The sequence below is a fragment of the Trichocoleus sp. DQ-A1 genome, assembly GCF_039961955.1.
Lineage (GTDB): Bacteria > Cyanobacteriota > Cyanobacteriia > Cyanobacteriales > FACHB-T130 > FACHB-T130.
The window spans coordinates 1-19,664 of record NZ_JAMPKE010000056.1 but is presented as its reverse complement, the minus strand read 5'-3'; the positions used below and the strand labels follow the sequence as shown (position 1 = coordinate 19,664).

At 47.2% G+C, this 19,664-nt stretch carries 19 protein-coding genes, 1 tRNA gene and 2 pseudogenes; 12 read left to right on the top strand and 10 right to left on the bottom strand.

The window, feature by feature from the left end; translation table 11 throughout:
* Window positions 1–337: 337 nt before the first annotated feature.
* Both NDI33_RS27020 and NDI33_RS27015 read right to left on the bottom strand, forming a co-directional pair.
* Window positions 338–1,501: a response regulator gene (locus tag NDI33_RS27020; RefSeq protein ID WP_190677528.1), complete on the bottom strand. Its 1,164-nt coding sequence runs from the start codon at window positions 1,499–1,501 to the stop codon at window positions 338–340.
* A gap of 486 nt (window positions 1,502–1,987) precedes the next feature.
* A complete protein-coding gene (locus NDI33_RS27015) occupies window positions 1,988–4,186 on the bottom strand; it encodes an ATP-binding protein (RefSeq protein WP_190677526.1) in 2,199 nt (732 codons plus the stop codon).
* A 421-nt stretch (window positions 4,187–4,607) separates the two neighbouring features.
* Here NDI33_RS27015 and NDI33_RS27010 point away from each other — a divergent pair, with 421 nt between their 5' ends.
* From NDI33_RS27010 to NDI33_RS26995, 4 genes are all read left to right on the top strand, one after another.
* Complete coding sequence (locus tag NDI33_RS27010; RefSeq protein ID WP_190415684.1) at window positions 4,608–5,741, top strand: HetZ-related protein 2; 1,134 nt, start codon at window positions 4,608–4,610, stop codon at window positions 5,739–5,741.
* Window positions 5,742–6,001: 260 nt separating this feature from the next.
* Entirely contained in the window at window positions 6,002–7,189 is a 1,188-nt protein-coding gene (locus NDI33_RS27005; RefSeq protein ID WP_190677523.1) for a hypothetical protein, read from the top strand.
* 305 nt (window positions 7,190–7,494) lie between these two features.
* Window positions 7,495–8,178 carry a Crp/Fnr family transcriptional regulator gene (locus NDI33_RS27000; protein ID WP_190677521.1) on the top strand — a complete coding sequence of 228 codons (684 nt, stop codon included), beginning with the start codon at window positions 7,495–7,497 and terminating at the stop codon, window positions 8,176–8,178.
* A gap of 194 nt (window positions 8,179–8,372) precedes the next feature.
* Entirely contained in the window at window positions 8,373–10,145 is a 1,773-nt protein-coding gene (locus tag NDI33_RS26995) for a M61 family metallopeptidase (RefSeq protein WP_190677520.1), read from the top strand.
* A 257-nt stretch (window positions 10,146–10,402) separates the two neighbouring features.
* Here the strand turns inward: NDI33_RS26995 and NDI33_RS26990 are convergent, their stop codons facing one another.
* Together NDI33_RS26990 and NDI33_RS26985 are read right to left on the bottom strand one after the other, a co-directional pair.
* Window positions 10,403–10,831 (bottom strand): MAPEG family protein, encoded by a 429-nt coding sequence (locus NDI33_RS26990; protein ID WP_190677518.1) that lies wholly within the window; start codon window positions 10,829–10,831, stop codon window positions 10,403–10,405.
* Window positions 10,832–10,840: 9 nt separating this feature from the next.
* The gene (locus tag NDI33_RS26985) at window positions 10,841–11,263 is read right to left on the bottom strand and encodes a DUF6220 domain-containing protein (RefSeq protein WP_190677517.1); all 423 of its coding nucleotides are present in this window, start codon (window positions 11,261–11,263) and stop codon (window positions 10,841–10,843) included.
* A gap of 90 nt (window positions 11,264–11,353) precedes the next feature.
* On the opposite strand from NDI33_RS26985, the pseudogene NDI33_RS26980 reads away from it, so the two are divergent.
* Window positions 11,354–12,122: pseudogene (locus NDI33_RS26980) on the top strand (LuxR C-terminal-related transcriptional regulator).
* A gap of 282 nt (window positions 12,123–12,404) precedes the next feature.
* Here NDI33_RS26980 and NDI33_RS26975 read toward each other — a convergent pair.
* From NDI33_RS26975 to nadA, 3 genes are all read right to left on the bottom strand, one after another.
* Window positions 12,405–13,094: a TIGR04283 family arsenosugar biosynthesis glycosyltransferase gene (locus NDI33_RS26975; protein ID WP_190677533.1), complete on the bottom strand. Its 690-nt coding sequence runs from the start codon at window positions 13,092–13,094 to the stop codon at window positions 12,405–12,407.
* Window positions 13,094–13,711 carry a TIGR04282 family arsenosugar biosynthesis glycosyltransferase gene (locus NDI33_RS26970; protein WP_190677531.1) on the bottom strand — a complete coding sequence of 206 codons (618 nt, stop codon included), beginning with the start codon at window positions 13,709–13,711 and terminating at the stop codon, window positions 13,094–13,096. Before NDI33_RS26970 ends, NDI33_RS26975 begins: the two co-directional genes overlap by 1 nt.
* Window positions 13,712–13,901: 190 nt before the next feature.
* On the bottom strand, window positions 13,902–14,876 hold the full coding sequence (gene nadA / locus NDI33_RS26965) for a quinolinate synthase NadA (RefSeq protein ID WP_190677515.1): 975 nt from the start codon (window positions 14,874–14,876) through the stop codon (window positions 13,902–13,904).
* A 345-nt stretch (window positions 14,877–15,221) separates the two neighbouring features.
* Here nadA and NDI33_RS26960 point away from each other — a divergent pair, with 345 nt between their 5' ends.
* The 3 genes from NDI33_RS26960 (at window position 15,222) to NDI33_RS26950 (ending at window position 16,858) form a co-directional block, all read left to right on the top strand.
* Complete coding sequence (locus NDI33_RS26960) at window positions 15,222–16,157, top strand: TIGR04168 family protein (RefSeq protein WP_190677513.1); 936 nt, start codon at window positions 15,222–15,224, stop codon at window positions 16,155–16,157.
* Window positions 16,158–16,201: 44 nt separating this feature from the next.
* Window positions 16,202–16,286 (top strand) — tRNA-Ser (locus tag NDI33_RS26955).
* A gap of 110 nt (window positions 16,287–16,396) precedes the next feature.
* On the top strand, window positions 16,397–16,858 hold the full coding sequence (locus NDI33_RS26950; RefSeq protein ID WP_190415128.1) for an MgtC/SapB family protein: 462 nt from the start codon (window positions 16,397–16,399) through the stop codon (window positions 16,856–16,858).
* A 55-nt stretch (window positions 16,859–16,913) separates the two neighbouring features.
* On the opposite strand, the gene NDI33_RS26945 is transcribed toward NDI33_RS26950, so the two are convergent.
* Window positions 16,914–17,498, bottom strand: coding sequence for an NAD(P)H-dependent oxidoreductase (locus tag NDI33_RS26945; protein ID WP_190677511.1), 585 nt, complete (start codon window positions 17,496–17,498; stop codon window positions 16,914–16,916).
* An 18-nt stretch (window positions 17,499–17,516) separates the two neighbouring features.
* Here NDI33_RS26945 and NDI33_RS26940 point away from each other — a divergent pair, with 18 nt between their 5' ends.
* Together NDI33_RS26940 and NDI33_RS26935 are read left to right on the top strand one after the other, a co-directional pair.
* The gene (locus NDI33_RS26940) at window positions 17,517–17,690 is read left to right on the top strand and encodes a hypothetical protein (RefSeq protein ID WP_348245686.1); all 174 of its coding nucleotides are present in this window, start codon (window positions 17,517–17,519) and stop codon (window positions 17,688–17,690) included.
* A 92-nt stretch (window positions 17,691–17,782) separates the two neighbouring features.
* Window positions 17,783–17,956 carry a hypothetical protein gene (locus NDI33_RS26935; RefSeq protein WP_190427526.1) on the top strand — a complete coding sequence of 58 codons (174 nt, stop codon included), beginning with the start codon at window positions 17,783–17,785 and terminating at the stop codon, window positions 17,954–17,956.
* Window positions 17,957–18,008: 52 nt separating this feature from the next.
* Here the strand turns inward: NDI33_RS26935 and NDI33_RS26930 are convergent, their stop codons facing one another.
* Entirely contained in the window at window positions 18,009–18,797 is a 789-nt protein-coding gene (locus NDI33_RS26930) for an SAM-dependent chlorinase/fluorinase (protein ID WP_190677507.1), read from the bottom strand.
* Between the two features lie 197 nt (window positions 18,798–18,994).
* On the opposite strand from NDI33_RS26930, the gene NDI33_RS26925 reads away from it, so the two are divergent.
* Both NDI33_RS26925 and NDI33_RS26920 read left to right on the top strand, forming a co-directional pair.
* Window positions 18,995–19,321 carry a hypothetical protein gene (locus NDI33_RS26925; protein ID WP_199292014.1) on the top strand — a complete coding sequence of 109 codons (327 nt, stop codon included), beginning with the start codon at window positions 18,995–18,997 and terminating at the stop codon, window positions 19,319–19,321.
* 2 nt (window positions 19,322–19,323) lie between these two features.
* The gene (locus tag NDI33_RS26920) at window positions 19,324–19,548 is read left to right on the top strand and encodes a hypothetical protein (RefSeq protein ID WP_190428966.1); all 225 of its coding nucleotides are present in this window, start codon (window positions 19,324–19,326) and stop codon (window positions 19,546–19,548) included.
* Between the two features lie 16 nt (window positions 19,549–19,564).
* Here NDI33_RS26920 and NDI33_RS26915 read toward each other — a convergent pair.
* Window positions 19,565–19,664, bottom strand: a pseudogene (locus NDI33_RS26915) (IS982 family transposase); the annotation flags it as partial.

Genomic DNA, 19,664 nt, shown 5'->3' with positions numbered 1-19,664 from the left:
AATCATCGACGTGGCAAAACAAAGCTTCTAAACTAAGCATGGGCGGGTAGATACTTGAGAACTCAGCACTTTCAGCGTATCTGCTCCGCCCTTTTTTATCCCGAACTCACGTTAAAATACATAAGTCTATTTTGAAGCCCTTGACCGCTAAGCATAAATTAAGCTTGTAAGGCTGCAAAACTATATAGCTTATAATTCATTAAATCTTGCGGCTGTTATCCAGATCCTATAGCAGCAATTCTCAGATGCATGAATGAGACGCTTTGGCACACACTATTGCTGTGTTCCAGATAAGCTTTATATTGCACCATCAGCTAGCTGCATTAGTTCAGATGGATTAATAAAGTAGCTTTGCTTGATGGAACAGTTGAGTTTGTGTACCCAAGACTTCGTAGAGGTCAACTGCTTGCTGCTTACCGCGAGGGATCACCCGGTCAATCAACCGACAGTTGAATAACTCCGGTTGTCTCATCTGGGCAATAACGGCATCACTGGCAAGGATGTGACAGCCGTAAAGCTTTGTCAATTCTTCTAGACGGGCGGCAGTATTCACGACATCGCCGATTACAGTAGAGTCCATGCGCCGGTCTGAACCCACTGTCCCAATCATGGCAACGCCTGTATGAATGCCGATACCAATGTTCACCGGCTGCTCCAGGTTGTATTGTTGGCGATCGCGATTAAACCGATTTAAGCTGTCTACCATCGCCACCGCCGCACTTAAGGCATCCTGTCCGTGGTTTCCCGTGCGGTCAAACACCGCCATCAGTGCATCTCCCAGGAATTTATCAATAAATCCATAATTGATGGCGATCTCTTGATTCATCTGGGTAAAGAAAGCGTTCAGCCACTCAAAGGTGTCGCTGGCTGTTTGAGTTTCCGCGATCGCGGTAAATTCCCGAATATCACAAAACAAAATCGTCAATTCTTCTTCCCTGGCGTTTCCCAGTTGAATTGACTCTACCCCTTCGGGTGCAATGCGTCTCAAGAATTGATCCGGCACAAATAGCCGAAACTTCTCTGAGAGATATTCATTGATTCGCCATGCCGCTGATAGTTGACGCTTCGTTTTTTCTTTAATTTTTTCCTGCATTTGTTGCCCGGAATGCTGCGATCGCATCTCGATCAAACGCAGAGTATTCGCAATCTTTTTCAAAAGGAGAGTAGTTTTAATCGGCTTGGTGAAGTAGTCATCACCTAATATTTCCAATCCCCGAAGCTTGGATTCTTCATCATCCAAAGCCGTCAAAAAAATCACCGGCACCGTTTGTAGCTTTGCATCCTCCCGCAACCGGCGACAAACTTCAAAGCCTCCCAGATCCGGCATCATCACATCCAGTAAAATCAAATCTGGCTGAAAATCTTTGACAACTTCCAGTGCTTGAACGCCTGATGAAGCTATTAGAGTTTCATATCCTTGTGAATACAACAACTCTTCTAGCAGCAATAAATTATTGGGTTCATCATCAACTAACAGAATGCGCGGCAAGGGCTTTGTCATGGGACTGACAATATAAGTGCAAGTGGCGCTGTTATGGAAAACTACTTCTGTTAGCCACCATTACACTCGCGCCTATGATTTTCCTTCAGTGTAACTACTTAAAGCAGTTGTTCGCTGAACCAGTAATTCTAACTAGATGCCCCTGACGATTCCTAAGCTTGACAAGTTTTCTTTCAGTACAGGTAGGTAGATAGATGGAAATCTAACTCCTCCGAGGTCGCCGGTAACTGAGAGAACTTTAACATTATTGAAACACAGGACTTCGGTAAAGACAATTAACCATCTGGTAGATCGAAAAACAAACCGATCAAGAGATGATCTTTCTCCCAAAGATAGATAGCCCTTTGGTTGTAACAATTCTCGATTGGATGCAGTAAGGGTGAACCCCACCCCGTAAACCTAGAGGTCTGCCACACCTCTCAATTTGCAGATTCAAATAGGGTATAGGGACAGGGTATCCTTGCCCCTCATGGATTCTTTGGGGTTCTAATCCTGCATAAAAGAGCGGACGGTAGTCGTGAGGAGATCGATATCTATTGGCTTACTGATGTAACCATTTGCCCCAGCAGCCAAACAGCGATCGCGATCGCCCGCCATTGCCATTGCCGTTACTGCAATTACTGGCACCGACTTCCACAAGCGATTGGCTTTGAGTTGACGGATAATTTCAAACCCATCCACCCCCGGTAGTTGGATATCCATGACAATCAAGTGCGGCAGCGATTTAGGCGTCACAAAGGGCGATTGCAACGCTTCCATCATCGTGCCACCGTTATAAATTAACTCAACTGCATACCCTTCTAACTCAAGTACATCAGAAATCAATGCCTGATTGAAAGCTTGATCTTCCACCACCAAAACTCGCTTGGCATTCCCAGAAGATACACCACCTTTGAGCAATGATGACTGCTGTTGGCTTGGCACTGGGTTCGCTGCCTCTGTCAAAGTTTGACTCATTTCCGTTACCGGCAACCAGACGCGAAACGTACTCCCCTGATTTTCCACCGATTCCAGAGAGACGGTGCCGCCGTGGAGTTCCGCCAGTCGCTTCGTCAGCGCCAAACCTAACCCAGTTCCTTCATGTTGCCGCGTTAAGGAAGCATCCACCTGCTGGAAAGGGCGAAACAGCAAATGCCACTTATCTCTAGAAATCCCGATACCTGAGTCTTTGACTTCAAGACACAAGAAAGGCGTGCTAGGATTCACCGGGCTGCGATCCGGTCGAAATTCCCCAATCAACTGGGTGCCATAAGCCAGTCGTCCACTCAATTTAATTTGCCCGCGATCTGGGGTAAACTTGACAGCGTTGGAGAGCAAATTAATTAATATCTGGCGGACACGGCGTTCATCTAAAGATGCCTGCCCCAGCCGATAGTCTATTTCTAGGGTTAAGGCAAGTCGCTTTTTATCCGCACGGGGTTGAATCATTTGCAAACACTGCCTGCAAAGATCCAGGATGGAAACTGGCTGGAGTTCGAGTTCTGCCTTTCCGGCTTCTATTTTGGAGAGATCCAGAATGTCATTAATCAGCTGCAACAGGTGTTGACCGCTTTCTTCCATCACCCGCACGTATTTAATCTGGCGTTCGTTCAAGGAACCGGCAATTTGCCGCAGCAACAAGTCCGAAAACCCTAAAATGCTGTTGAGGGGTGTCCGCAGTTCGTGGGACATGGCAGCCAGAAACTCAGACTTCATTTGGGAAGCCCGTTCTAAATTCTGATTAATTTCGCGCAGGTGTTCTTGCGCCTGGGCCCTTTCAATGGCAACGCCCAGCGTGCGACAAGCGACCAGGAGTATATCCTGTTGGGGAGCGTCCTGAAGTCTCTGATGAGTGCGAGATTCCAGCGTCAAGACGCCAATAATCTTGCCATTGGCGGCGGGAATGGGAAAAATGCCCAGTTGACCAATTGCCGGATGGCGAAATGCCGACACTGCCTGGGAATGTTTAGAATAATCGTCAACAAATACTGGCTTGCCGGTTTCTACGACTTGCCACAATAACCCTTGACCATAGGGAATCCCTCGATCGAGAAAGGCTTGCATCTCGGCAACGGCAGCTTCGCCGTGAGTCGCGATGAATCGACCAGAAATTTGATTGGTGAGAATATCGGCATAGGCATCAATGCCTTGACCCGTAATTACCTTGACATCGCCGAACGCTGCACCCATTGTCTCCACCAGATAGGAAAGTGCAAATTTTCCGATTGTCTGCAAGTCACTGGCAGGCTGCAACCGTTCCATCAAACCTACTAAAAAAGTCAGCCGCCTCACCTCAGCGTTTAAAGTTACCTGGTAGTCTTGATACCTGGTGACATCGCGGAAGGTAAACAGGCGTCCCCCATCACTCGTCAGTGTGGTATCTATCTCTAGGCAGATACCGTTAGATTGCTGTACGGGAAAGGAAATGTATTCTGTTTCGGTTTCGCTAAGGGCTGAAGCGATTTGTTCGCTCTGCTGCTGCGACCAATAGCCCTGCGCCACCACTTCAGCCAAGACTTCGCTACAATGCGGCTGTAGACCCAGCCATTCGGGGGGAAGTCCCCAAAGAAGACTGAATTTTCGATTAAACAAGACTAAGTGATGGGAGCGGTTAAACAAAGCGATCGCATGGTCTACTGGATTCAAAATGAGTTCTTGTTCCTCCTTTGACTGTTGCCCAGCAGCGATTGTCTGCTCTGGTTGCATAGTTTTTTGAGAAGTTGAGGGTGAAGAAGTCGGGAATCAGTCTAGCACCGTCTGAATCTTGTTAATGTGGCTTTCATCGTCAAAAGTAAACCTTTCTTAATCATTCTTTACTTAACAAAATCTAACATTATCGCTCATGAGTTGACCAACTAAATGTTGTGATTCAACGCACAAGGCAATAAGATCAAAATCTCACTCCATAGATGTTAGGAGTCAAACTATCCAGGGTGGTGCGATCACTTCTATCTCAAGGTAGACATGATGAAATAGAGGTCAGTTGCTCCTTAAATGGGTGAGGTGAGAGATGAGGTTTGTAGAGCAAACTTTAAATCAGGAAAATGAGTTTGAAGTCAGTCTTCCTCTGTCTGAATTTCCGGCTTCAAAACTGAAAACTCAAACGATGCTAAATACTCAAAACTCCATGTCACTGGCCCAAGAACTGGCACAGAATTGGCGAGAGCAGATTGTAGCCGACTATCCCGACTCTAGCGCAGCAATGCAAGAAAGTATTACGCGCTGGCTGATCGGAGAAGATTTAGAACGATTTGAAGCCCTGAACCCAAGCCAGATGACAATTGCTCGGCAAGCAATGGAATATCGTTACCGAATTTTACGGCAGCGCTATTTAGGCGTGGGACCAGAGCGTGCCTATCGGAATCTTACGACTCGGTTGGGCAGCTTAGTGCTGCTTCGCAATAAAATCCGTACTTGGGTGGCGCTTTCGCGCGATCGCCAGCGGGCAGTGGTCGATGTATTGCAAGAAGTAATTCAGGAACTATTACACAGCGATCGCTACATTCAACAGCAAATTGCTTGGATTGCCCAATGTACTCCTAGTGATACTCGCCTCCGCAATTCCCTACTGATGACCAGTATCGAAGAGTATTGCCTCAGGCCGATTCGCAACCAACCGCTGTTAGTGTATCGGTTTGTGAATTATCTACGGCGTTCTCAGCGAGGCGGCATGACTCACGTACCCGATGGCGAACTGGTACGGCTGGTTTCCGAAGAAGTGACGCCCGATGAAACAGACAGCCCGGTGAGTTTGTTAGACGCTCAAGCAGTCACTCAGTACCAAGAAAATCAAGTTTGGGAAGAACAACAAGCGTTACGTACCACTGTCAAGCAGGAATTTAAAGACTATCTAGCCGAAAATGTGAGTCAATCTGCTGCTGATTGGCTGACACTGTATCTGCAAGGCAAGTCCCAAGAAGCGATTGCTAGCGCCTTAAACCTACAGATCAAAGAAGTCTATCGACTGCGCGAAAAAGTCAGCTACCATGCCATTCGGGTTTTTGCCGTTAAAAGCCAGCCAGAATTAGTCGCCAGTTGGCTAGAAGCGTCATTGCAAGAACACAACCTGGGTTTGACCCTAATCGAGTGGGAGCAATTCTACGCCACTCTCCCCTCCGTGCAGCGGCAGTTAATTGATGGTTTAAAAGCAGGCAAAACCCTAGACGCGATCGCTGCTGAGTTGAACCTGAAAAATCACCAAGTCATGGGCGAATGGAGCAAACTTTATCTAGCCGCTCAAGCCTTGCGGAGCGATTCTTAACCTAGTTTTCGACAACTAGCAATATTTTCTTCCCAGAGGGGTAGCATAACTATAACTATATGGATAAAACTGATTTATTCAGAACAAGGTGCTAGATAATAGCTGAAACTCGATCGCAGGGGCATCTAGGATATTCACAATTCAAGTTCTGTAACTCGCCATGACCGCACTCGGAGTAACCAAGCTGCGGCTGGTAATTACTACTGGTGCTGATACCCTCTCCACTCTTTTCCTGGGTGGCTCTGATAGATGCAAATCAAATGTTTAGATTGATTGACAAGCTCCTGCCCTTTGAAGCCTGTCTGTACTATCAAATTTTGCCCATCACCTTAGAAGGCACCTGCCTGAAACTGGGCATGGTAAATCCAACAGACACAGTCTCGTTGGATTATGTCCGTCGTATCCTAACTTATCAAAACTACTCGTTAGAAACCCAGCCGATAGCCGCTGACGCTCTCCAGGCAATCCTCAGCGCGTACTTGAAACACAATACGGGCATCGGCAAACAACAAGCCCATACCGAACCGCCCACGCCGGCAACTGGACACTTAGACACGCAGCCAGATCGAGAAAGCCCAAGCAAAAATTCCGATCCGATAGAACGGCAAACCCTCCCAACTCTGATTGTCGATAGTCCGGAAGAACTGGTCGAAGTGGAGGCAGATCGCCCCAACACTCAAGTGCCGCAACCAGCTCCAGAAAAACCTTTGAGAAAATCGCCGCAAGTGAAGCGCAACGCTACAGTTTCACCCGCTGGCAATCCCTCCCCCCAATGGCAAGAGCGATCGCAGCATCACTTATCTGGTTTCACTGCTAATCTGGCAGCCCTACCACCCCAGCAGATGTTAAAAGAATTGTTAAAGCGGGTGCTGAATGGAACTATCGATCGGCTGGATTGCGAACGACAGCTCTATGAAGGAAACATTCTCTGTAGTCGAAACAATGTCTTGCAGTTTGTTATCCCAGGATTGGCGCTACCCATACTTCAAGGAGTCATCGACGAGCTAAAGCGAATCGGAAATCTGCAATTAATGCCAGTCGAACAAACCAAAGTGGTGGAGATTGAGCGATGCTATCAGCACAATCATCTGTTACTGCGCTTGCAAATCATCCCCGGTGAGTACGGAGATGAGGCAGTTATGCAAGTGTTTCGCGGAGAAGCTTTGAGAGCTTATCAGCAGCAGCAACTAGAAACTCTCTGGGGGGAAGCTTTAAATCTTGCCCAGAAGCTCCAGCGCAAGATGAATCAGATATACCATGCCAGCGCCTCAGACTCAGTTCTCCGTACTTCATCCCATCCCGCCCCAAACCCGGCTCAGATAGAAGCCCTGCCAGCCGTGCATCACTTGCTTACGAGCATCGAGCAACAACTGGAAGGACTCAAACGAATGCCCAGCGATCGCGCGAACCTTGATCCCAAGTCAAAGGACAATATGGCTCATCTGTGATGTAATGAAGAGCGTAGGAGTAACCAGCTTATTGCCTGTTATTGCCTGAAAGCTGAACAGAAAAGCATGAATGCTCCAAGCAAGAGGCAAATCGCGATCGCTGAAGCGATGGATGAAATCAAGGCTGTAATGTGCCACCGATTGCCTTAGCCTGCACGAACGAATTCGCACCCGTTGCAGTAGGGTAGGATAAATCATAAAGGATGAATCGACGAATATCCCGACTTAGATAATCCTATTTTCCAAGCTTGCTCGTTCAAACTTTAAACTTGATAATTCATACTTTATAGTTCACACTTCCTTTCATGCAGACCAAAGCTTTTTCTGAGCTGTTCCCCCTCTTTAACACTGCCGCTCCAGAGACATTAGAATGGCTTTTGTCTGTCGCAGTCGAACACGAGTACCCATCAGACAGAGCGGTTTTGATGGAAGACGCTTGGGGCAACGCAGTTTATTTTGTCGTGTCGGGTTGGGTGAAAGTCCGACGACTCTCTGGGGAGAATGTCGTTACCCTAGCAATCTTGGGCAAAGGTGATTTTTTTGGGGAAATGGCAATTCTTGATGAATCTCCCCGCTCAACCGATGTGATTGCCCTCTCACCTGTAGAATTGCTCAGCGTCTCTGCCCAACGCTTCATTCAAACCCTCTTCAAAGATCCGCAGTTGCACCACCGGATGTTGCAACTGATGGTGAAGCGTCTGCGCCAAACGAACCTCCGCTTTCAAATGCGTCATCAACCTCCAGCCGTAAAATTAGCGAACACGCTGATTGCTTTGGGAGAAAACTATGGTGAAGCCACTGAAAAAGGAATGGAAATCTATAATATTCCCTCTAAAGATTTGGCTAACGTTACAGATATCGGCGTTGAAGACACTAGCAAAATTATCGAGAAACTGGAAAGTAAAGGCTGGATTAAAATCGATCCAGAGCAGGAGACGCTCCATCTTCTCAACATCAAGCAGCTAACGCATCTAGCAGGACGAGTTTAGTCGTGAGATTCCAGATGTTCAGATCCCTGGCTTCTCTCGCGAAGTTGAGGATCTCCCCTGCGCGAATCATTTAGGACTTATGTCGTTAATCCTTATCTCTACTAATTGAAAACCGAATTTCTGACTACCGGCTAACCACTGACCAAAAATTGCTAGTTAAATTAGTGGATATCTACGATTGATAAAAGCTAAAAATGACAGAAGCAACAGTTGTTCGCCGCGATCGCTTATCCAATACCGCACCAAAAATTCATTACCAGGTGGTGATACGGGAGCCGGAATCGCATCTTTTTGACGTAACTTTTACCGTACAAAACTGGCAGTCACCGATTCTCGATTTAAAATTGCCCGTTTGGACTCCTGGTTCCTACTTGGTGCGCGAGTATTCTAAACATTTGCAAGACTTTTCGGCTGATTCCAGCGAACAACCTTTAGCGTGGCGCAAGCTTAGCAAAAATCACTGGCAAATAGAGACAAACAGTGTGTCGGAAGTTACGGTGCGTTACCGAATGTTTGCCAATGAACTAACAGTGCGAACCAATCATTTGGACGGGACTCACGGTTATTTTAACAGCGCTGCTCTGTTATTTTATATACCCGAATTTGAAAAACAACCCATTCTAGTGACGATTGTGCCGCCCAAACCCGAATGGCGCGTCACAACTCCATTACCCACGGCGGATGGGCAAGCGAACACCTTCCAAGCGCCCGATTTTGACACGCTGGTAGATAGTCCTTTTGAGATTGGTTGCCACCAGTTGTATCATTTTGAAGTTTTAGGGAAAGCTCATGAGTTAGCCATCTGGGGACAGGGGAACGCCGAACCAGAGCGGATTATTGAGGACACGCAGAAAATTATTGGGGTGGAATCCCAGATATTTGGAGGTTTACCCTATGACCGATATGTGTTTTTGTTGCATTTAGCTTCCACAGGTGCTGGAGGTTTGGAACACAAGAATGCTTGCACGTTGAATTACAATCGCTTTGGTTTCCGCGATCGCGAGAAGTACAATCGCTTTATGCAGCTGGTCGCCCACGAGTTCTTTCACCTGTGGAATGTGAAGCGCATCCGTCCCAAAGGATTGGAAGTGTTTGATTATACTGGGGAAAACTATACGCCTTCTCTGTGGTTTAGTGAGGGGACGACCAGTTATTACGACTTGGTGATTCCGTTCCGGGCGGGAATCTATGATGCAAAGTCTTTCTTGAAGGAGTTAGGCAAGGAAATCTCGCGGTTACAAACGACACCAGGGCGGCTGGTGCAACCGGCGAGTGAATCGAGTTTTGATGCCTGGATTAAGCTGTATCGACCGGATGCCAATAGTGGAAATTCTCAGATTTCCTACTATCTAAAAGGGGCGATGGTATCATTTTTGCTGGATTTACTGATTCGAGGGCGTCATAGCAATCAGCGATCGCTCGATGATGTGATGCGGCAAATGTGGCAGCAGTTTGGACAGCCGGAAACCGGCTTCACTCCAGGAGAATTGCAGCAAGTTATAGAATCAGTCGCTGATATGGATTTGAGCGACTTCTTTAAGCGCTACGTTGATGGAACCGAGGAGTTGCCCTTTGACGAGTACCTGAAACCCTTTGGCTTGCGGTTGGTGGTTGAGGAAGAGGAACCTGTTCCTTTTCTGGGTGTGACGGCGAAGACAGAGAATGGGCGCGAGGCGATCAAATTTGTCCAAGTGGGTTCTCCAGCTCAGTTAGCAGGGATTGATGCGGGAGATGAATTGCTAGCAATTGACGGCTTCCGAGTGACGGCACTTTCTTTGAGCGATCGCTTGAAAGACTACCAACCGGGGAATACGATTCAGGTGACGGTTTTCCATCAAGATGAACTCCGGATGCCACTCGTGACTTTAGCAGATCCACGCCCAAGTGCTTACAAAATTGTGCCAGTGGAGTCTCCTGACGACGCCCAAAAACACAATTTTGCCAAGTGGTTGGGATCGGGATTCTAATGGGCGAACCGACAAAGTCGGCGCTTCGCGATCGCATTTTCACATTCAGTTATCGTGAGAATGCGATCGCTTTTTCTTCTCCTAGAGGGCGATTTTTTCAGTCGGATTTGACGGATTAGAAGATGATTTCTCGATTCGCACATCCAGAGTTTTTCCACCGTTTACATGGTTGTTCCAATCTCAATTTGATGTCTGGGATTGATCGCACGTCTCAACCCAAGTAGCTGAAAACATTACGCAAATTTATGAAAGCATACCTACGCGCCAAAGTGAGTAAGGGCTGCGCGGAACGCGATGAACCAAACCGCGAGGGTGGCGAACAGGTAGAGGTAGAACCGAAGCATAACGAGATTGAATGTACAGTGGACGGCGCTATGCAATCCGCGAAACCCAACGAAGATCCACGCAGCGGTTACGTACACTATATCTACTTGTTTTGTGACGAAAAGGTAGAGTACGAGCGCATAAAAAAGTACCGGAATCTCGAACAGATTTTTTAGGTTATCTGATGGATTGGATACGTTTCGCGGCCAGATTTGCACGGGTGCGCTAGATGCAACAAGGTCTTGCGGACGGATCTTCTGGCTTTTGATAAAACCGATCCGACGAATGTACATATACACCCAGACTAGGAGTGTCAGAAACAGTGTTGCAAAAAAGGGACTAAAGATTGCCTCTTGTGTCATCTCTACCTCTTAAACTTGTTCATTATGCCGATGATTGAGCGATAGGCTGCGCCATACACGATGGACAAGGCTTGAAGAAACGTAGAGTAACGAAAATCCTATCAAAGGGTGTAGTATCTCTAGGTGCAAAGGACTCTTGAGATGAATGCTGACAAACTGTAGTGCCAGCAGCACGGGTAGACTCGCAGTGAGGCGTTGTATTTGAGGTGGAAATGGGGTGAAAAATGACCATCCTAGTAATACTAATGACAGTCCACCATATCCTCGGACTAGCCAAACGTGAATATTCCACCATGCAGGACTAATAAAGTAGGCGATTCCGACTGTCAATAATTGAGTAATCAAGCATAGGTTAAAGATGACTGAAGTCGCATAAAAGCCGACCTGCATCGCGCGGATAGAAGTGCGATCGATTTCTGGATTGATAGTCATATCAGGGGATTATTGAGATTAAAGCTAATATAGGCTGAGCGCCTTAATGCTTCTAGACCTCGATCGGGTACACTTTAGACCCCTTCACGTATGACAAATTCCTTAGAGCCTCTGTTGTCAGCCATTCGCCAAACCCATAGCAAATCCGACCTGCGATCGCAAATCGCGCCAAAAATTGGTGAATATTTTGCAGCGAAACGATGGGCAATTTTTTTTCTTTAACCAACTGCCCTTAAGCGATCGCAATTTTCAGAAAATCCTGAAAATTGCACTCTCAATCGAGCATAATCCTGTGGCGCGTTATTTAGCGGAGCGCTATGCTCCGGTTCACGAAGCATTAGTGACAACCCCCAAGACTTGGAAATTAGTCTGTCCTCGTCCAGATCACTGGCATGTGATGGCAGGACCTATCATCAATCACGATCAAATCGTGGGTGTAGTTGGCTGCACACGTGAAAAGGTAATGCCTGCCTTTGATAGCGAAAATCTAGTCGATTTAGGTGCCATCTGCCTGCACTTATCGAGTTGGGTTGCAACAGTGGATTCACAAAGCATTTTTGCAGGAAAGTTACAGCACCAACTGTTTAATAGCGGTTGCCTTCAGAACGGCAAAGCCGAACGTTTAACACCTCGCGAGTTGCAAATTGCAGAATTGGTGGCGTTGGGGCAAACCAACGCAGAAATTGGCAATCAACTTTGGATTACTGAAAATTCTGTGAAGCAAGCTTTAAAGCGAATGTTCCGTAAGCTTGAGGTTTCATCCCGTGCCGAGATGGTTGCACAGCTTTCAAATACAAGGCTTCATTCATCGGGGGCAAACTCAGACTTATTTAACTCGGTGCTGAATTCCCACTCATAACCTTTTGGTTGTGTTTCCACTCAAGATTAAGTGGTTTGACAGTTGCGATCAGCGGCTGCCAAAAGCTGTGCAATTCAACAGGCAGATGTTACTAAGAAGTTGGCACTCAAGAGAGTGATTCAAAGGTTTGGCAGAAGTCATCGACGCAGCAAAACAGTTCTTCTAGACTGGACATGGGGCAAGCAGATGGATAACAATTTAGCACTTTCAGCCTATCTGTTTTGCCCCTCTCTTATCCCGAACTCAGGTTATATTAATAAAATTTTCAGATGAGTTCTCTACTTACTTTTTAGCGCGATAAAATTTAACCAGTTGAGATGGGGAAACTCCTAAGAAATAGCCAAGAATTACTATCTGATTTATCACCGTAGTTCTCAGCACCCCAAGTTTCTGCCAGCGACGGGCTGAAGTTATTACCGGAGCAGGGGTAATAGCAATTCGCCCTAAGCGTTTCAGGCGACAAATTAATTCAAAATCTTCCATGATGGGGAGATTGGGAAAACCTCCAATATCGTGAAATAGAGAAGCTTTCAAGAAGATAGCTTGGTCGCCATAGGGTAGGGAAAAAAAGCGCGATCGCCAATTCACCATCCTTTCAACTAGACGTAGCGATCGTATTGGAGAATTAATTTTGAGTTCAAAGGCACCCGCAACGGTTCCAGTCTGGGCTAGTGTCAGAGGCACTAATTTTTCAAACCCTGGCGGTAAAGAGGTATCTGCATGGAGGAATAACAAGATATCTCCTGTCGCAGCCGTTGCACCCGCGTTCATTTGGTAGGCACGTCCAGCAGTGGAAAACAGAACTTTAACGCCCCAGGATTGCACAAGAGCGATGGTTTCATTCTGACTTCCCCCATCCACTACAATTACTTCCACATTTTCGACATTCTGAACACTCGCTAATGTTGACCGAATCGTGTCAGCAGCTTCATTCAAAACGGGAATAATGATGGAAATTCTTGCCGCTTCTATCACTCAAAATTCAAAACTCGTAACTTTTCAAGATCCTCTGGACGGTCAACATCAAACAGGGAGGGAAGATAAGCAACTGCCAATCCAAGGGAGATAGCGATCGCTACCGTTTTTTCTCGCACCTCCGAGGTTCCCCAGTTGATTCCCGCAAATAATTCTGGAATCACCCGCCGCAACCCAATTAAATAATAGCCGCCGTCCATCGCTGGTCCCAAAACTAAATCATGACCGTTTAGCTGCTCAAATGCTTGCGCCATTATTTTCGCATCCAAACCAGGGCAATCAGTACCGACGATGGCAACACCCTCCATTCCAGCCGCAAAAGCCGTTTGAAACGCCGACTTCATCCGCTGTCCCAAATCGCCCTTACCCTGCGGCTGATAGATGATATCAGCTCCCAACCAGTCTTCCATCAACTGCTGGTCGCCGCCAGTAAAATAAACTTCCACTCTCGTCGCGCGATCGCTTTGCAGTTCCCTCACCTGCGAGAGTGTATGCTCGGTCATCTGGCGATGAAGATTTGAAGCGCCATCCTCCCCCAAAACTGGAATTAGCCGAGTTTTTGCCTTTCCTGGCTCTGGATAGCGAGTAAAAACGATCAAGCACTCTCTATTCATTGCCATTCAATTGGTTGCTCATTCATCGTTCATTGTTGCTTGTTATACCAAGTCCAATCGATCCCCCGAAATGAAGAACCCCAACCAAGCGATCGCCTGCGCCTCTTACTCCATCTCCCCGCCCTGCAAGCGGGGAGGGGCTGGGGGTGGGGTTCTTTTCCATCAGGTTTCCTTCCCAACCCAACATTGACTAAGCGCTCATCTCCAACATCCGCTGAATTGGACGCAGCGCCGCTACTCGCGTTTCTTCCGGTAAAGTAATTTCCGGTGCCCGATTTTTCATTGTTAAATACAGCTTCTCCAGAGTATTTAACCGCATATGAGGACACTCATTGCAAGCACAGTCGTTCATTGGCGGTGCTGGAATAAACTGTTTGTCAGGTGCCTGCTTCTGCATTTGGTGAATAATTCCCGGCTCAGTCGCCACAATAAATACCTGAGTGGAGCTTGCTTGAGAATACTTCAACAGTGCTGAAGTAGAACCGATGTAATTGGCATGGCGCAACACCGACGGTTCGCACTCTGGATGGGCAATCACTTCAGCTTCTGGATGTTCAATTTTTAGCTGGACAATCTTCTTTTCAGAGAAGGTTTCATGCACCATACAGCTACCTTGCCACAGCACCAAATCTCGCCCCGATTGTTCCATTACATATCGTCCCAGATTCCGGTCGGGGGCAAATATAATCGGCTGGTCTTCTGGAATCTGAAGAACCAGTTTAACTGCGTTGGAACTGGTGCAAATAATGTCGCTCATTGCCTTAATTTCGGCAGAGCAATTGATATAAGAAACGACTATATGACCGGGGTGAGCCGCCTTAAATTTAGCAAAAGCATCCGCAGGACAACTGTCTGCCAACGAGCAACCAGCGTTGAGGTCGGGTAAGAGTACCAACTTGTCGGGGTTGAGAATTTTGGCAGTTTCCGCCATAAAGTGAACCCCCGCAAACACGATGACATCCGCATTTGTGCTGGCTGCTTTTCGGGAAAGCTCTAAGGAATCTCCGATATAATCTGCTACATCCTGAATATCAGAATCTTGATAGTAATGAGCAAGAATAACAGCGTTTAACTCTTTTTTGAGGGCGTTAATTGCCTCAAATAAATCGTGAGGGAATGCCGCTGTCTGAGCAAAATTACGCTGAGGAAGTGTAGTAGTAAACACAGTGATAATTTTTTGGGGGAATCAAATCGCTAGGCGTGTAATCAGTAATTATAGTTGTTTTTACCAAAACTTGTGGGCAAGTTAGGTCAGAGAAAATTTGCTTTAATATAGCGGTTCTCAATGAGAGTGAGATCCATCTGTCGGAGCGCTCATCGGCTTGTGCTACCTGGCGGTGAATTGTGTCGAAAGTGAACAACGCTCTAGACCCCGACCAACCAGGCAAGTGTTCCTGGCAAAATCAAATCACGCGATCGCTCACCAACAAAAAAAGGAGTTACACCAGAGGATACTGCGAAAACAGGCGATGCTTTTTTATGCTGGAGAAAGACCGACGAGGAAGATAGGATGAGCAATCAGAGGAACCCGGAAAAACCCATCAAAATTGCGGTTGTTGGCGATATTCACGACCAGTGGGACAGCGATGATGAAATTGCCCTCAAGCATCTGGGTGTTGACCTAGTGCTATTTGTAGGGGATTTCGGCAATGAGTCGGTGGATGTGGTAAGAGCGATCGCATCTCTTGAGCTTCCCAAAGCGGCAATATTTGGCAACCATGACGCTTGGTACAGCGCCTCAGATTGGGGCAGAAGTCGGTGTCCCTACGACCGCCAGAAAGAAGACCGGGTGCAGCAACAGATGGATTTGTTGGGAGAAACCCATGTCGGTTACGGTTTGCTTGATTTTCCCGCCCTGAATTTAACAGTTGTTGGGAGTCGCCCTTTTAGCTGGGGGGGAGAAGTCTGGAAAAATGCCCAGTTCTACGAACAACGGTATGGGGTGAAGAATTTCGAGGAGTCAACTGCCCGAATTCTCTCAGCGGCTCAGAGTGCTGCTTCTGAAACGATTATTTTTATAGGTCACAATGGCCCTGTCGGGTTAGGCGATCGCCCAGAAGACCCCTGTGGCAAAGATTGGCATCCTATCGGTGGCGACTATGGCGATCCGGATTTTGCAGATGCGATCGCCCAAACTCGCGACGCAGGGAAAACCATTCCCCTCGTCACCTTTGGTCATATGCACCACACTATGCGCCACACAAAGATCCACTTGCGAACCCCAGTTTATGTCAGCGCAGAGGGAACCGTTTACTTAAATTCAGCCAGCGTACCTCGGATTATCCAAACGGAGACAAACCGCCTACATAATTTCTCTCTCGTCTCTCTGCAAGGCGGTATCGTCTCCCAAGTCTCCCTGATTTGGGTTGGTAAAGACTTCACCGTTGCATCTGAGCAGATTCTTTACCATCGCACCGAGCCAGCGATCCAACCCGTTTTAAGTTAGTAGTAACAAATTCCACAACCTTGATATGATAAAAAAACACACCTGGAGAGGTGGCAGAGTGGTCGATTGCGTCCGACTTGAAATCGGATGAACCGAAAGGTTCCGGGAGTTCGAATCCCCCCCTCTCCGTTAGCGAATAAAAGGGGAATGGTTAGCTCGCACCCATTCCCCTTTTAGTCATCTATATAAACCAGCCTGTAAACTAGACTGGTTGAAACTTCGTTTTTAGTAGCACAACATTGCCACAAACCTACATCCTTTCTCCCAATGATGGCTTAGGAATTTTCTTAAGGCTATGCCTTGCCTTGCTGGTTGGGGCAGTCATCGGCTTAGAGCGCCAACTCAAGAACAAACCAGCAGGTTTAAGAACCCATATGCTGGTCAGTCTGGGTTCAGCATTCTTTGTTCTCGTGCCCCTCCAAATCGGTACGGCACAAGAAAGTGCTGAGGCTCTTGGCAGAGTCATTCAGGGCGTTACAGCCGGGGTTGGATTTTTAGGCGCAGGAGAAATTTTACGCGAGTCTCAGGACGAATCGAAAACAGGTGTTAAAGTTCGTGGACTCACCTCGGCTGCGGCTACTTGGGTTTCCGCTGCTTTAGGAATTGCTGCTGGGTGTGGGTTATGGCAAATGAGCTTAATTGGGGCTTTGCTGTGTTTGGTTGTTCTAAGAGCTTTTAAAAGGTTAGAGCCTCACAAGTAGTTACTTTGATCGAGTTTAGGTTTAGCAAATCAGCGATCGCTCTTAGCGCCATATTTCATCCGTGCAACTTCGCCACCACGTGAGCAACTTTTTCGCCTAACTTCTCGATGGACTCTTGCTGCTTGGGATCTTTCATCGTACCGTCGGGATTAAATATTTCAAAAGCTTTAGGCACCGCAATCTGATCGGGAAGAACAATAACTCTGATATTTCCCAGGATCGAGCGCAGGTGGACTAAACAGCGTAAACCGCCCAATCCTCCCGGTGAGGTACTCATAATCGCCGCTACCTTATCCGCAAAAGCCACGAGCGGGGGTTCCTCTGGTGCGGTTGAACGTGACGCCCAATCAATGGCATTTTTCAGAACGGCTGTAATTGAGCTGTTGTACTCCGGAGAAGCGATGAGAAGTCCCTGATGTTCGATCATCAGCTGTTTAAACTTCCGCGCATTTTCAGGCATTCCCTCGCTCTTTTCCAGATCCTCGTCGTATAGCGGCATCGGTAGGTCGCGCAGATCCACGTATGTCACCTCAGCCCCCGCTGACCGCGCTCCGTTCGCAGCAACTTGTACCAGCTTTTTATTGTAAGAATCAATGCGGGTGCTACCTGCAAATGCCAAGATTTTAGGGGTGTAAGCCATAGGTGCAAATTAGTTTTGGTGCTACTTCTATCTCTGGTTGATAATAATTCACCAAAGGCGATTTGCGATAGCCAAGATTTGTTAAAAGCGATCGCGTTCTTCGTAGCGGCACAAAGTACAGCGGCTCTTGCTCTTAGCAGCTTCCTGGCTTCTTTAAGAGTGACTCGCTATGTAGATCATCTCCCAGTGTGATGATATTTAATTCAGCACACAGAAGGGGACGCGACAACAAACCCTCTCGTTATGCTTTGAGAGTAGACCTGAATCGGAAGGAAAAAATATCTATGAACAAGGCACTACTGACGATTCTATTGCTGGCGTTCATCGTTTTATTCATTACCTCTCCCTTTGCCGCGCTTGCTATGTTGATGTTCGTTGTCTTAGGAGGGGCATTTATTTCGGCATTTTGGAATTTGGTGCAAGCGCTAATCGGCAATGCTCCGAAAGAGCCGCTATAGAATTAGAAACGGCAAATTAAAAATTCAGAAAGGATAATTTTTAATTCCTTATTTAGAGTCGTGTCACTACCTGATTCACGCGGGGTTTGCCGAAGCGTTCCCAAGCATTGCCGCCTCGCAAAAATAATTCCATCCAACGGATAGCCTTTCCATCCTTCGCAGCATTCCAGCCGGAACTTCCTGGTGAAAATGCTAAAGTTCCCTGTGGCACCCGGAAGCTGCCGTCAGAGTAAACGGCATCGCTCACGACATCCCCGACCCGAATCACTACTTTTTCTTCCGGTTTTAGGTTGAGGGTATCAGCGGGAATTGTGGTTTTGATGTTCCCGTAACCATCGATCCAGGCAACGCGATCGCTCGGTGCATCGGGGATTTGGCTAGGGTTTAAGACTTCTCCTAAATAGCTAGTATCTCCCTGAGCGATCGCGGCGGCTGCATTAGGAAACACATCCCGCGAACGGAACTGCGACCCGCCTCTAGAAACCTTGACTGTTTGCAAAACTTGAGCATGGTCTTTGATAAAAGAGAGCGTGTAACCAGCAAACACACCCACTACTTTGACGCCATTAGGCAACAGCGCATAAGTTAATCCCTCGCCTTCATTGTTTTGCCGTGCTTCTGGGTCATCTTGGCGAGGAGCGCAGTTGTGATAAATGAGACGGTCTTCGGGACCAGGATTGAGTCCGAGTTGAGCAATCCAGAAACCAGTTGCCAAGGTGCTGAAGGGAGGAACCGAGAGGCAGTGAATCTGGGAGGAAGGTAAAGCCATCAAAAGACGTTGCGTGACCTCTGCAAAAGCTGGATCGCCGGTTCCGTAGTCTGCAATCAGGCTGATGAACATAGCGCCTCTCAATTGGGGTTTGCTACAGCAATGGTACCCTGTCGCTGGCTTTCTGTAACTGCTGCGATCGCGTTATTGAACACAAAAGCGATCGTGCTGGTAGTGCTACTTTAAACAAATTACTGCTTTTTAAACCAAAAAGCGATCGCGTTTGTTATCGGATACACTCATGAAACTGGAAACAGAGGTCTGAGTGAATGTCTGATATTTATGTCATGATTCGCAATCAGGAGAATCATGCCCTGACTTCAATTGATGGCATTGCCTTTATCGCTTTACTTAGGCAAAATGGGCAAGCGATCGCTCAGGAGACAATTGACCTGATTCATGCAGACGCGGGCTTTGATGACCTGCCAATTGGGCAATACACTGTAGTGGTGAGGCATGAACGGGTTTTACCGCAAGAAGTCCTTCATGATGTGACAATCAGTACGGACGAACAAGTAATCATACTGACATTTGTTTATCTAGAGCCAGCACGGGTACTTCTAGACATTCAAGCTTCTGTAGAAAAGAGATTGTAACCATGACTGTTAAAGCCATCCCGTCATACTCCATTAAAATGTTTCGCTATCGAGTACATTGTCTGTCGCGGGATCTTTGGCAAGCAACAGATCCCGTATGTCGGGTAAATCTGGCTTTACAGTTAGCAGACGCGGCTACATCGCTGGCTAGGCTAGAAGTGCTGGAAGCGCAAAAATTGCAGCAAGTTTCTTCGATCCATCCGATTTCCAGTTCTACCGATCCCTAGCTAACGTGAGTTCGGGTTAAGCAGGCAAGGCAGCATCGTTGATCAGGGAGGGCTTCTTGGGCTGGTGGCAGTAGGCAATTAAGCCGGCTATCAAATTGACGGCAAAGTTGACAGGA